Annotated in this window: 11 protein-coding genes; 7 read left to right on the plus strand and 4 right to left on the minus strand. The window is 47.2% G+C overall.

The features are described from left to right. Positions 1–294: 294 nt before the first annotated feature. From CSH93_RS07430 to ilvA, 3 genes are read left to right on the plus strand one after another with little or no spacing between them, the layout of a single operon-like run. Positions 295–1,227 carry a branched-chain amino acid transaminase gene (locus CSH93_RS07430; protein ID WP_100642606.1) on the plus strand — a complete coding sequence of 311 codons (933 nt, stop codon included), beginning with the start codon at positions 295–297 and terminating at the stop codon, positions 1,225–1,227. Between the two features lie 14 nt (positions 1,228–1,241). Continuing rightward, a complete protein-coding gene (ilvD, locus tag CSH93_RS07435) occupies positions 1,242–3,104 on the plus strand; it encodes a dihydroxy-acid dehydratase (RefSeq protein ID WP_100642607.1) in 1,863 nt (620 codons plus the stop codon). Beyond that, positions 3,101–4,639, plus strand: coding sequence for a threonine ammonia-lyase, biosynthetic (gene ilvA / locus CSH93_RS07440; RefSeq protein WP_100642608.1), 1,539 nt, complete (start codon positions 3,101–3,103; stop codon positions 4,637–4,639). The genes ilvD and ilvA overlap by 4 nt, the downstream gene beginning before the upstream one ends. Before the next feature lie 25 nt (positions 4,640–4,664). On the opposite strand, the gene plsB is transcribed toward ilvA, so the two are convergent. Further along, positions 4,665–7,115, minus strand: a complete 2,451-nt coding sequence (gene plsB / locus CSH93_RS07445; protein ID WP_100642609.1) for a glycerol-3-phosphate 1-O-acyltransferase PlsB — start codon at positions 7,113–7,115, stop codon at positions 4,665–4,667. Between the two features lie 126 nt (positions 7,116–7,241). On the opposite strand from plsB, the gene CSH93_RS07450 reads away from it, so the two are divergent. Together CSH93_RS07450 and CSH93_RS07455 are read left to right on the plus strand one after the other, a co-directional pair. Next, positions 7,242–8,249: an FAD:protein FMN transferase gene (locus tag CSH93_RS07450; protein WP_100642610.1), complete on the plus strand. Its 1,008-nt coding sequence runs from the start codon at positions 7,242–7,244 to the stop codon at positions 8,247–8,249. A 19-nt stretch (positions 8,250–8,268) separates the two neighbouring features. Next, positions 8,269–9,240, plus strand: a complete 972-nt coding sequence (locus CSH93_RS07455; RefSeq protein ID WP_100642611.1) for a threonine dehydratase — start codon at positions 8,269–8,271, stop codon at positions 9,238–9,240. Between the two features lie 39 nt (positions 9,241–9,279). On the opposite strand, the gene CSH93_RS07460 is transcribed toward CSH93_RS07455, so the two are convergent. Next, positions 9,280–9,498 (minus strand): SlyX family protein, encoded by a 219-nt coding sequence (locus CSH93_RS07460; protein WP_100642612.1) that lies wholly within the window; start codon positions 9,496–9,498, stop codon positions 9,280–9,282. Further along, on the minus strand, positions 9,491–10,501 hold the full coding sequence (locus tag CSH93_RS07465) for a WD40 repeat domain-containing protein (protein ID WP_100642810.1): 1,011 nt from the start codon (positions 10,499–10,501) through the stop codon (positions 9,491–9,493). Before CSH93_RS07465 ends, CSH93_RS07460 begins: the two co-directional genes overlap by 8 nt. A gap of 109 nt (positions 10,502–10,610) precedes the next feature. On the opposite strand from CSH93_RS07465, the gene fkpA reads away from it, so the two are divergent. Beyond that, positions 10,611–11,387: an FKBP-type peptidyl-prolyl cis-trans isomerase gene (gene fkpA / locus CSH93_RS07470; RefSeq protein ID WP_100642613.1), complete on the plus strand. Its 777-nt coding sequence runs from the start codon at positions 10,611–10,613 to the stop codon at positions 11,385–11,387. Positions 11,388–11,648: 261 nt separating this feature from the next. Here fkpA and CSH93_RS07475 read toward each other — a convergent pair whose 3' ends face one another. After that, positions 11,649–11,894 carry a hypothetical protein gene (locus tag CSH93_RS07475; protein ID WP_100642614.1) on the minus strand — a complete coding sequence of 82 codons (246 nt, stop codon included), beginning with the start codon at positions 11,892–11,894 and terminating at the stop codon, positions 11,649–11,651. A 156-nt stretch (positions 11,895–12,050) separates the two neighbouring features. On the opposite strand from CSH93_RS07475, the gene greB reads away from it, so the two are divergent. Further along, entirely contained in the window at positions 12,051–12,536 is a 486-nt protein-coding gene (gene greB, locus CSH93_RS07480) for a transcription elongation factor GreB (protein WP_100642615.1), read from the plus strand. Positions 12,537–12,669 lie beyond the last annotated feature (133 nt).

Genomic DNA, 12,669 nt, shown 5'->3' on the forward strand with positions numbered 1-12,669 from the left:
TTACGCTCGGTTAAAAATATATCGGTGATCTAATTGGACCTCTGGAACTTGCCACGGCATTCCTTTTCGTGGTACTAATCTCCCTGCGCTCGCCATGGCGCACCACATGTCCTTTCAAGTTTCCTTCCCAGTGATGGGAAAACTTGTCTTTTATCTGGCTTTTCAAGTTTACACAAAGTCAGTTTTGTTCAGGTAATTTAACAGCTGATCTCGTTGGGTAGCGGCTCATTAGCATGTATTATCGTGCCTTTGAAAATAATAACCCTACGAAAAATCGATTGTTAAGGAATTACTATGGCAAAGCAACCTGCTGAATATATTTGGTTTAACGGTGAAATCATTCCGTGGCAAAACGCCACTGTGCATGTAATGACACATGCGATTCACTATGGCTCATCGGTTTTTGAGGGCATTCGTGCGTATAACACACCGGATAAAGGAACCTGTGTTTTCCGTTTAAACGAACACAATCGTCGTTTATTCGATTCTGCCAAAATCTATCGCATGACGATCCCCTACACGCTGGATCAAGTCAACCAGGCTACTCTCGATATTATTCGAAAGAATAACCTTAAGTCTGCGTACATTCGTCCAATCGCTTACTACGGTGATATCGGCATGGGCTTGCAAGTCCCGTTCGGTCAAGAGACAGAGCTGACAGTTGCCGCGTTTGAATGGGGAGCTTACCTCGGTGAAGAGGCGCTTAAAAATGGTGTTGATGCAGGTATCTCAAGCTGGAACAGACTGGCTGCGAATACTATGCCCACTGGCGCGAAAGCGGGTGGTAACTACTTGTCATCGCAATTGATTTCAATGGAAGCACGTCGTCATGGTTACGGTGAAGGTATCGCACTGGACGTTAATGGCTATATCAGTGAAGGGGCTGGTGAGAACATCTTTGTTATTCGCAATGGCGTCGTTTCGACAACACCGAAAACAGCAGCCATTCTGCCAGGTATTACGCGTGACACCATCATGACGTTACTACAAGAAATGGGTTACACCGTCAGAGAAGAAAACATTGCACGTGAAGCAATGTACCTTGCAGACGAAATCCTGATGTGCGGCACAGCTGCTGAAGTAACACCTGTGCGCAGTGTTGATGGGATTAAAGTGGGTAACGGCTCACGCGGTCCTATCACTGAAAAAGTTCAGGATGCATTCTTTGGATTATTTAACGGTCAGACCGAAGACAAATGGGGCTGGCTGACACCGGTATATGAGTAAAATAGGAGGGCGTAATGCCTAAGCTTCGATCAGCGACGACTACGCAAGGACGAAATATGGCAGGGGCTCGCGCGTTATGGCGAGCCACGGGAATGAAAGATACCGATTTTGGCAAACCCATTATTGCGATTGCGAATTCATTTACCCAATTTGTGCCAGGCCATGTCCACCTTAAAGATATGGGCCAATTAGTCGCGCGAAGTGTCGAAGCTGCTGGAGGCGTCGCCAAAGAGTTCAATACGATCGCCGTCGATGATGGTATTGCGATGGGGCACAGCGGTATGCTGTACAGCTTACCCTCGCGTGAAATTATCGCTGATGCGGTGGAGTATATGGTCAATGCACACTGTGCCGATGCGCTAGTGTGTATATCAAACTGTGACAAGATCACACCAGGGATGTTAATGGCGGCAATGCGCCTTAATATTCCTGTTGTGTTTGTCTCCGGTGGTCCGATGGAAGCGGGTAAAACCAAACTATCAGACCAACTGATCAAGTTAGATCTAGTGGATGCCATGGTCGCCGCGGCTGACGATAAAGTCAGCAACGAGCACAGTGATGAAATAGAGCGTTCAGCATGCCCAACTTGTGGTTCATGTTCAGGCATGTTTACCGCAAATTCAATGAACTGCTTAACCGAAGCATTGGGACTTTCATTACCCGGTAATGGCTCCACACTTGCCACGCACGCTGACCGAGAGCAGCTTTTCACACGCGCAGGCAGTTTGGTGGTTGAATTATGCCGCCGTTGGTATCAAGAAGAAGATGCATCTGCTTTACCGCGCAATATTGCCAACTTTGATGCGTTTGAAAATGCTATGAGTCTCGACATCGCCATGGGCGGTTCGACCAACACAATATTGCATTTATTGGCCGCGGCAGTGGAAGGTGAGATCCCATTTGGTATGAATGATATTGATCGTTTGTCGCGCAAGGTCCCGCACTTATGCAAAGTAGCGCCCTCAACACCGCAATATCATATGGAAGATGTGCATCGCGCCGGCGGTGTTATGGGAATCTTGGAGCAGCTGAAAAACGCTAACTTGTTACATGCCAGCGCACATCATGTATTGGGTAAACCGTTAGGCGAGGTTATCGCTGATTATTCAATTGTTGATGAGCCAAACCCAGACATCGTGGAATTTTACAAGGCAGGTCCTGCCGGCATTCGCACCACTCAGGCGTTTAGCCAAGATTGTCGCTACCCAACAGCAGATACTGACCGTGCAGCAGGTTGTATTCGTGACTTAGCGCATGCTTATAGTCAGGAAGGCGGTTTAGCCGTTTTGTTTGGGAATCTCGCCGAGAACGGTTGTATTGTAAAAACCGCGGGCGTTGATGAATCTATTTGGACCTTCACCGGTACTGCCAAGATTTTCGAAAGTCAGGATGACGCCGTAGCAGGCATTTTAAATGATGAAGTGGTTGCTGGTGATGTGGTCATTATCCGTTATGAAGGGCCTAAAGGCGGGCCAGGCATGCAGGAAATGCTTTACCCAACATCTTATTTGAAGTCTAAGGGCCTTGGTAAACAGTGTGCGCTGATTACCGATGGCCGTTTCTCGGGTGGCACCTCTGGACTGTCGATTGGTCACTGTTCTCCGGAGGCGGCAAGTGGCGGTGGTATAGGATTAGTCGAAGATGGTGATACCATCATTATCGATATTCCCAACCGCACCATTAATATCGATATTAGCGATGAGGCGTTGCAGCAACGCCGTGAAGCTATGGCGTCTCGAGACAAACCATGGCAGCCGGTCGATCGCGTGCGACCCGTATCGGTTTCGTTGAAAAACTTTGCCCTGCTAGCCACCAGTGCTGATAAAGGTGCAGTGCGCGACAAAGCAAAATTAGATGCATTGTTGGCTCAATCATGAGTACGCCCGTTAGCATGCAAGATTACTTGCGCAAGGTGCTATTAGCACCCGTTTATGACGTAGCTGTGAACTCAGAGCTGACATTCATGAATCGATTATCCGCAGAGCTGGGTAACGAAATTTGGTTGAAGCGAGAAGACCAACAACCGGTAAAGTCGTTTAAATTGCGCGGCGCTTATAATTGCATTTCACAGCTATCTGATGAGCAGCTCAGCGCCGGCGTAATAACGGCGTCAGCCGGCAACCACGCTCAAGGCGTCGCCTTTTCGGCCAACAAGCGCAAAATTAAAGCCACCATTGTGATGCCGGAAACAACACCGGATATTAAGATTGATGCCGTTAAACGCTTCGGCGGTGATACGGTTGAAGTGGTGCTGCATGGACTGAGTTTTGATCAAGCTAATCGACATGCCAAATGGTTGAGTAAGGATCAAGGACTAACCTTCATCCCGCCGTTTGATCACCCCGATGTGATTGCCGGTCAAGGCACCATTGCGCGTGAATTGCTTGAACAAAACCCGTCTTTGCAACGATTATTTATTGCGGTCGGTGGTGGTGGTTTAGCGGCCGGTATTGCGGTTTATATGAAGCAGTTAAGACCTGATATCCAGTTGATCGGTGTTGAAGCAGAAGACAGCGCGTGTTTACTGGCAGCAAAAAAAGCCGGACAGCCGGTAGAGCTGCCATCGGTCGGCATTTTTGCTGATGGTGTTGCGGTGAAAATTGCCGGTGAAGAGACCTTTCGCTTATGCAACGAGTTATTGGACGACATAGTTACCGTAAACAATGATGAAGTGTGCGCAGCGATTAAAGATATTTTTGACGATACACGTGTTATAGCCGAGCCTGCGGGCGCTTTATCCATTGCAGCTATCCGCAAATATGTCGCTAAAAATGACATTAAAGGTGAGCGCCTTGGCGCGATATTGTGCGGTGCAAATACCAATTTCCATACCCTTCGCTATGTGTCTGAGCGTTGTGAATTGGGTGAACAAAAAGAAGCGGTGTTTGCGGTTAAGTTGCCAGAGCATGCTGGGGCCTTTAAGCAATTTTGCGATACCTTGGGTAACCGTGCGATCACGGAGTTTAATTATCGCTATTCAACGGATGCTGAAGCCCATGTATTTGTGGGTATTAAATTAAAACAAGGCCGACAAGAATTTAAGGTGCTGTTGGATATTCTTGCGGACAAGGGTTATCAGTGTTTTGATTTGTCGGACAACGAATTGGCGAAGCTGCATGTCAGGCACATGGTCGGTGGGCGTTTAATTAAGCCGCTCAATGAACATGTGTTTTCGTTTGCGTTCCCCGAATATCCCGGTGCGCTGCTGACCTTTTTGCATACCCTAGGTGAACGTTGGAATATCACCTTGTTCCACTATCGCAATCACGGTGCAGCAGAAGGCCTAGTATTATGCGGGTTTGATATTCCGGCTGATAGTCGCGCTGACTTTGACCAGCACTTGGCTGCGTTGGGGTATTCGTTTGAAGAACAAAGCGAAAACCCTGCTTATCGCTTCTTCCTCGCACACTAAATGAGACGCTGCCGGGGTCCGGCAGCTAGTCTTGTTTGTTCAACTGCAATAGGTGCTGACTGATCTCCGGCCAGACTAATTGGTTGATATCCTTTTGTAGAGCTTGGCTGGTTTCAGAATGACACAGTGAGCCATCATCATTTGAGGTGAGTAAGCCTTGTTCGCGTAGCGCACTTACCAAGCAACTAAACACGTTCTTGTCATAAAACTCAGGTGAGCTCATGCCGTAGAGTGATGACAATCGCTCTGCGATGGTGCGGGACTGACGCTCTAACTCGCCGCGACTAATCGTTTGGTTGATCTCCAATACACGCAGCACGACCGCATAACGTTGTACGGTTTCTTGCATGGCGCGGCTAAGTAACCATGCCGAGTGGAATTGCTCTGATTCTCTGGCGGGCGGAAGAATGCGTTTACCTTGTTGCTTCAGTAAGCCTTGTTCAAGTAATTGCATCAATAAACGTTCACAGTAATCATCTGCTGATTCGGCATCCATATAAATGAAAAGCTCTTTTTGCAGCATCGGGTAGAGTGAATGCATAAGCTTCAGTAACTTGCTTTTATCAATCCCATTATTGGCAAACACGATGGTCGTCAGCATGCCGGGTAGCGCAAACAAATGCAGAATGTTGTTGCGGTAATACGTCAGCGTCACTGCATTATCAGACATCGTTGAGATCAGTGGGTCATAGGCGTCTTCCTGAACATCAAGGCGCTTTAACTTGAGGGTGTGTTCAAGCAATGTTTCCGCATCAATATCATCAACCAATGTTGCGTCTTCACTAAACGGGATCTCACGCAATAGCGTCAAGTAGTCATGCATGGCACGCACAAGCTCGGCTTTGGTCATCGTTTTAGTTTTAGATGAAAGTAAGCACATACTTACTAAAGCCATTCCATTGATTGCGGCAGCTTTGTTGATCCTTAGCATAACGCGATTAGCCAGCTCGTTTACGGTAGGAGTTAGCCAGCTGGGTTTCTTTTCTGGTGATAACGATTGGCTGTTGCGCCATTCTGGTGCACATTCGTCCAAGAACTGATTCAATTGCAATGGCTCACCGAAGTTCACATAGCCATGACCGTAGTTTTTCAGCTTGCGGATCGCGGATATGATCTGCATTGGTGATTCTTTCTTTTTATTCGAGCCAGTGAGTTCCTTTTGGTAGCTTTTAACTTCCATGACGTGCTCATAGCCAATATACACAGGTACGATGCTGACGGGCCTATTTACTCCTTTGAGCATGGCTTGAAGGGTCATTGCTAACATACCGGTTTTGGGCGGGATCAAACGACCTGTGCGGCTACGTCCCCCTTCAGGGTAATACTTAACTGAGTAACCTTTATTGAACAGCAATTCCAGGTATTCGCGGAACACTGCGGTATACAGTTTATTCCCCGCGAAACTGCGGCGCAGAAAGAAGGCTCCGGCTCGACGGAAAATTTTACCCACCGGCCAAAAATTAAGGTTAATGCCAGCAGCAATATGTGGTGTAACCATACCCTCGTGGTAAATTACGTAGGTCAACAGCAAATAATCCATATGGCTGCGATGGCAAGGCACGTAAATGATTTCATGACCATTTTGGGCCAACTCACGGATCCGCTTGGCATGGCCCACGCTGATGCCGTTGTAAATTTTGTTCCAGATACGCGTCAGTATGCGATCGCCAATACGAATGAGTCCTTCACGATAGTCACCTGCAATTTCGTCAATATAGGCTTGTGCATGTTCACGCGCTTTCTGCGTATCAATTTTTTTGCTCTCAGCTTCTTCAGCAATGGCTGCTTTCACCGCTGCGGAGCCCAATACTGAGTTATTCAGTTCGCTTCGTTCTAATAAAGTAGGACCGGTAAATGCCTGACGTTTACGATGAAAATGGGTGTTGGCAACCCTGACTAGCTTGTGGGCTATATCGAGATCTGAGCCGTGTAATTTGACCATTGATCGGGTCGATACTGCACGAGAAAAACTGACGAAATTATCGCGACCTAAAAACAGAACGATAAATAATTTACGTAACCAACTGGGCGATGCTCGGTCGGCAATTAGATCGGCCCAGCCGGGCTTACCTTTGCCTGGCGCTCGGCCCCAGGTCATAAACACCGGCAATACTTGGAAATCCAGTTCGGTGTGAACACGATGCAAATGGAAAATATGAGTGAATATCTCAACTGTATCGGTTTGTTTTACTGAGCGTTTGATGACGGGCTGCGGTCGGCGCAAAAACAGGCTACGCGGTAAGCGCACGCCGTCCGTTTCAAAATGACCATTGGGATCGGGTAAACCCAGTTTCTTAGTGATAAACCGCAGAGCCAACTGATCCGTGATGGAATCTGTTTGCAGCAAATATACGATGGGTTTAGCTTTATCAATCCCTAGTTCAGATTCAACATCTGCCGGAATGCTTTTAGAGCGCACCAGTAATTTAACCGGCCAATAGATAAAAGAAGAAAGGCTATTACGCAGCCAGGACATTCGAATTCCATCCACAAATTAAAACCGCGCAATAATAGCACGGGTGTAAAAGATTTGCTTTATGCAACAAACCCTCGCATGCTGAATTAACAATCAAATGCGACCTATTGTTCGATATATAACTCGATGTTCACTACCTCATCTCTATTCAACAAGCTTTTACGTATAAATATTGCCCTTTTCCTTGTATTGCTGACAAGTCGAGTGAATGCCACTTCAGGCGATTGGTACAGCGATTCGGCAGGCATCATGGGAACCAATATTGAAGTTCAAGTTTGGGCGGATTCGCCTGAGTTAGGGCACCAGGCCATCATTGCGGTATTTGCCGAAATGGAGCGGATCAATCAATTGATGAGCCCCTATATCGAAAGCAGCGAGTTGTCACATTTAAACCGCTTGGCTGGCCAGCAATCGGTGGTGATATCGGAAGAGTTATTTGGTCTCTTAGAAACATCCCGACGCTTCTCTGAACTGTCTCACGGTGCATTTGATATTACGTTTGCCAGTGTCGGTTTTCTTTATGATTATCGGCAACGAGTTAAACCCACTCAGTCTGAACTCGAGCGCTTAACCTCGCTCATTGATTACAGGCTAGTGGAATTGGAACCCAGTGCACGCTCAGTGCGCTTTGCTCACCCTGATGTAAAGATAGATTTAGGCGGAATTGCCAAGGGGCATGCAGTTGATAATGCAATAGATATATTACATGCCATGGGGATTGAGCATGCGTTGGTGACGGCGGGTGGTGACACTAAGCTGTTAGGCGATCGCCATGGGCGAGATTGGATAGTCGGCATTCGAGATCCACGCAACCCAGACAAACAGGCGGTTGTCTTGCCATTAAGTAATACGGCAATGTCAACGTCAGGGGATTACGAGCGCTATTTCGAAGAGGAAGGCGTGCGTTATCATCATATTCTGTCGCCTAAGACGGGCAAATCGGTGAGTAACGTGCAAAGCGTATCCATCATTAGCGATTCAGCTACCCGCAATGATGCTCTTTCTACAGCGGTGTTCGTTTTGGGGGTTAAAGAAGGGCTTGAGTTAATTAACCAATTGGATGATATGGATGCCATAATCATGGACGATAAACGCAAGCTGCACTATTCAACAGGCTTACTTCAACAAGATTAAATTACTGGGTGTTGTCGCTATGAAATTTACCTTATCGCAATTAGAGGCTGCCGCTAAAGCGGTCTATCAGTTTCAGCCCGCAACGCCTCAATACAGTTGGCCGTTATTAAACGAGCTTATGGGGACAGAAGTATGGGTGAAGCACGAGAACCATACCTCAACGGGGGCATTTAAGGTGCGCGGCGGGATCACCTTTATGCAGTGGTTACGTCAGCAACATCCAGAGTGCCGCGGGATCATTACGGCCACTCGTGGAAATCATGGACAGAGTCAGGCTAAAGCAGCAACAGCCAGTGGCTTGACGGCGACCATTGTGGTACCAGAAGGCAATTCTCCAGAGAAGAACAGTGCGATGAGAGCGTTTGGTGGAGAAGTGATCACTTACGGTAAAGATTTTGATACTGCTAAACAGCATGCTGCTGAACTCGCGAAGGAGCAGGGATTGTTTATGGTTCCCCCTTTTCATCATGCTTTAGTCAGTGGGGTTGCTAGCTACGCACTGGAGTTATTTACTCAGGTTCAAGACATCGATCGTGTGTATGTGCCCATCGGCTGTGGCTCTGGTATTTGCGGCGTCATTGCTGCTCGCGATGCACTCAAACTAAAAACCGAAGTTATTGGGGTTGTGTCTGCGAACGCATTAGCGGCAAAACTATCCTTTGACAGCGGTCGCATGCAATCGACAGAAAGCGCCAATACGTTTGCCGATGGTGTCGCGGTGAGAGTACCGGTTGCTGACGCCTTTGACATATATCGCGAGGGGGCTGCTCGGGTTGTCGCCGTCACTGATGATGAAGTCGCCGAAGCCATCCGAGCCTACTACCGCTGTACGCACAATGCGGCCGAAGGTGCAGGGGCGGTACCCTTAGCTGCCGCCATGCAGGAACGCCCAGCGAACCAAGGCAAGAAAGTGGCGGTCATATTGTGTGGCGGGAATATTGATACCGAGTTGATGCAAACGGTTCTGTCGGGTCAAACGCCGAGCCTTTAGTGTATCAACACCCCATAAAGGGTATGGTGGAAGCTGGCGCTAATAGTGCGGTGGCGGTGTTTCTTCATCAGCACTGGCAATATTGGAGTGCTGGAGAGATTTAAGCTTGTCGACCACCAGTTTGAACTTCTCTTTTAGCTCCGTCAGTTGTGCTTGTTGTTCCGTCAATGCCAAATTAAGCGATTCAATTGTATGTTCTTGAAACGCGACTTTGCTTTGAAGGTCATCAATCTGCGCCTGCAACGCGTCTTCATTCATGTTCAGGGATCCTCCATACTTCTGCTAAACCGCTACTACTTTCGGTAACTATTGCATGTTCGTTAATAAAGCCTACCGCATTGACTACTGCGGTGCGCAGCGCTGCCTTTTCATTCGGCGCGACACGCCACTCCTGTATCTCTTTACCTGTTGATATGTCCCACAAATTTACGCGGCGTGAGGGGCTACCGGTAAGTAACCACTTTCCGTTCTCGGCGAACACAGCGTCGGTGAAAATTTGTTGGCGGACAAAAATATCTAACGAGCTGATGAGCTCTCCGCTTTGCACATCCCAGATCTTAGCATTGTTTGTGCTGTCAGCAGTAAAGGCAAAACGGCCCTGATCATCCAACGCAACTTTAGTGACGCGTTGAGGGTGGGTAAATGTATGAATGACCTGACCGCTGTCAGTACTCCATAAGTACGCCACATAGTCATTGCTGCCTGACAGGGCAAACTTGCCATTGGGGGATAAATCAATACTGTTAACTTTTTCCTGATGGCCCAAAAACTCCAAACGGCGCCCGCTGTTCGGTTCAAAATACATGATTTTACCGTTGCTTCTAGCGACAAGGATGGCATTACCATAATTGCTGACGGCCACATCCCGAATCGCACTTTCATCGATACGCCAAAAACCAACCGGTTCACCGCTTGATACATCCCACAAGGCAAACGCTGTTCGGTCAGAGGTGACAACATGGCTGTTATTGGCGGCGATGTGCAGATTGGTGACAATATTTTCGCCTTCACCCTGATGATGCCATTCAAAACGGGCAGTCTGCTGTTGCAGATCCCATACGGTTATACCGTTTTCAACGCTGGAGACTACGGCTAAGGTGCCATCGGGTGAAATATCTGCCGCCATCGAACCTTCTTGGGCATGCGCGGTAACCGATTCCGGCGTTGAAATTGCGCCGCCACAACCGCTCAATAACAGTATCAGTAGCGTAAGTAAGTGCCCGCTATAACGTTTAATTTGTCGGCTTGAGCTGTTTCTCATGATATGGGGTTTCGCTTTGTGTGCGTAAAGATTACCATAGCACGCGTGTCGCATATCACTTTTTATAAAAACCTGCGCTAAATTCATAAAAATACAGGAGACTCATTACATGAGATTATCACTCGTTGCTGCCACTTCTTTAATGGCACTGGGTTTATCGGCGTGTCAGCCGCAAACAACGGAACAAGTATCCGATACTTCAACCACTGACGTGGCGGCTACTGATGCGTCAGCGGCTACAGAGATGAGCGTAGACCAGAGACAAGCTTATGCGCTTGGCGCAAGCATGGGGACCTACGTGACTAACCGTGCTACAGAGTCCGAAAAGTATGGCTTAACTATTGACCGTGAAGCTTTACAGCAAGGTTTTGAAGACGCATTGGCAGGTAATTCAAAGTTTACTGTTGAAGAAATGCAGTCTATAGCGCGTGAGGCCGATGCTCGCTTACAGCAAAAGCAACAAGAAGCAGCGCAAAATGCTGCACAAGATAACATTGAGATTGGCAAACAGTTCTTAGCTGAAAATGGTAAGAAAGAGGGCGTAATCACTACTGAGTCAGGTCTTCAATATGAAGTGCTTGCAGAAGGTGAAGGCGCATCTCCTACGGCTGAAGACACTGTAACGGTTCACTATCGTGGTACATTACTGGATGGAACTGAATTTGATTCTTCTTACAAACGCAATGAGCCAGCTTCGTTCCCATTGTCACGTGTTATCGCGGGTTGGACAGAAGGTGTGCAATTGATGAAAGAAGGCGCGAAGTATCGCTTTTATATTCCATCAGAGTTGGCATATGGTCAGCGTTCAACCGGTTCAATCACACCGAATTCGACATTGATTTTTGATGTTGAGTTGATTGAAGTCGCTAAGGCTGACGGTGAGTAAATAAAAATGAAGCCGGAGAGCGCAATGCTGTCCGGCTTATCTTTCACGGCTGCTCCATGCCCACCTTAATTCCATCTCGCCACTAGCAATGCCATCACACTCTAGGGCTACACTCTGAATACGCATTCAGGTTATCAAGTATCGTAACAAACTTGCTACGTACTTTAAGTATAGTGGGTGGTGAGAAAATCGAAGGAACCCTTTGCTATAAAAAAGGGGAGAAAAATAGCGGCGAGTAATTAATAGATAAATCAGCAAGTTCTATTCAGTAACGCGGCGCATGGTATAGCGACCTAACTTGTACAACACAACGCCAGCCACGAAAAACCAAAGGTTTTCCAAGGTTACGGTATTAATAATCGCGTCGACGACTGATGCTGCTGCGACCATGCCACCGGTGAGGAAAAACAGAAATCCCATGAGCGAAACAATGATCGTCATCGTGGTTTGTGGTTTCTTCCTTGAAATCAACAATTGTGAAGATGAATTTTGATTTGCTGATTTCATCTAGGTTGCCTCGTTAATGATTCCTAACCTTATAGTGTCATTAGGCACTATTTGGTTCAAAAAATATACTAATTATTTTTTCTTCACATTGAGTACTTGACTCAAAGGGAACGACTCACTGATATTATCGACCAGTTAAAAATAAAGCTTAATTCAATGAGAACGCCCTTAGTTACCCGTGAAGGCTACAACCGCTTGCGTAATGAACTTGATCATTTGTGGCGAGTTGAGCGTCCTGAAATCACCCGCAAAGTTACATGGGCTGCTAGCCTTGGTGACCGCAGTGAAAATGCGGATTATCAATACAATAAAAAGAAATTAAGAGAAATCGACCGACGTGTCAGGTATCTGCGCAAAGCATTAGAGAACCTACGAGTAGTCGATTATGACCCGGTTCAAGAAGGCAAAGTGTTCTTTGGCGCGTGGTGTAAACTAGAGCGAGATGATGGCAAGGAGCTGACAGTTCATATTGTGGGGTATGATGAAATATTCGGCCAAGCACATTGCATCTCGATAGATAGTCCGATGGCGAGAGCTTTAGTCGGTAAAGAAATTGACGACGACATAGTGGTTAAAACGGACCTGCAAACCGCTGAATGGACGATTATTGATATTTGGTACAAGGCCAAGCAGTCTGATTAGCCTATAAAGAAGCCGTAGTCAGGTGTGAAGATCCCACATTAACTTATGCAGTGATTGCGGTATTCAAACAGGCAAAACTTCGCTAGGCAAGGCACTATATCGTGGTATAATTCGGACTCGTCGACCAGCGCTT

The organism is Neoalteromonas facilis, assembly GCF_002807665.1.
In the GTDB taxonomy this organism is placed as follows: Bacteria; Pseudomonadota; Gammaproteobacteria; order Enterobacterales; family Alteromonadaceae; genus Alteromonas_E; species Alteromonas_E facilis.

Excerpts from the sequence above, each read along its gene's own strand:
- CSH93_RS07430 (WP_100642606.1), top strand. The coding sequence starts at position 295 with ATGGCAAAGCAACCTGCTGAATATATTTGGTTTAACGGTGAAATCATT.
- ilvD (WP_100642607.1), top strand. The coding sequence starts at position 1,242 with ATGCCTAAGCTTCGATCAGCGACGACTACGCAAGGACGAAATATGGCA.
- ilvA (WP_100642608.1), top strand. The coding sequence starts at position 3,101 with ATGAGTACGCCCGTTAGCATGCAAGATTACTTGCGCAAGGTGCTATTA.
- plsB (WP_100642609.1), bottom strand. The coding sequence starts at position 7,115 with ATGTCCTGGCTGCGTAATAGCCTTTCTTCTTTTATCTATTGGCCGGTT.
- CSH93_RS07450 (WP_100642610.1), top strand. The coding sequence starts at position 7,242 with ATGTTCACTACCTCATCTCTATTCAACAAGCTTTTACGTATAAATATT.
- CSH93_RS07455 (WP_100642611.1), top strand. The coding sequence starts at position 8,269 with ATGAAATTTACCTTATCGCAATTAGAGGCTGCCGCTAAAGCGGTCTAT.
- CSH93_RS07460 (WP_100642612.1), bottom strand. The coding sequence starts at position 9,498 with ATGAATGAAGACGCGTTGCAGGCGCAGATTGATGACCTTCAAAGCAAA.
- CSH93_RS07465 (WP_100642810.1), bottom strand. The coding sequence starts at position 10,501 with ATGAGAAACAGCTCAAGCCGACAAATTAAACGTTATAGCGGGCACTTA.
- fkpA (WP_100642613.1), top strand. The coding sequence starts at position 10,611 with ATGAGATTATCACTCGTTGCTGCCACTTCTTTAATGGCACTGGGTTTA.
- CSH93_RS07475 (WP_100642614.1), bottom strand. The coding sequence starts at position 11,894 with ATGAAATCAGCAAATCAAAATTCATCTTCACAATTGTTGATTTCAAGG.
- greB (WP_100642615.1), top strand. The coding sequence starts at position 12,051 with ATGAGAACGCCCTTAGTTACCCGTGAAGGCTACAACCGCTTGCGTAAT.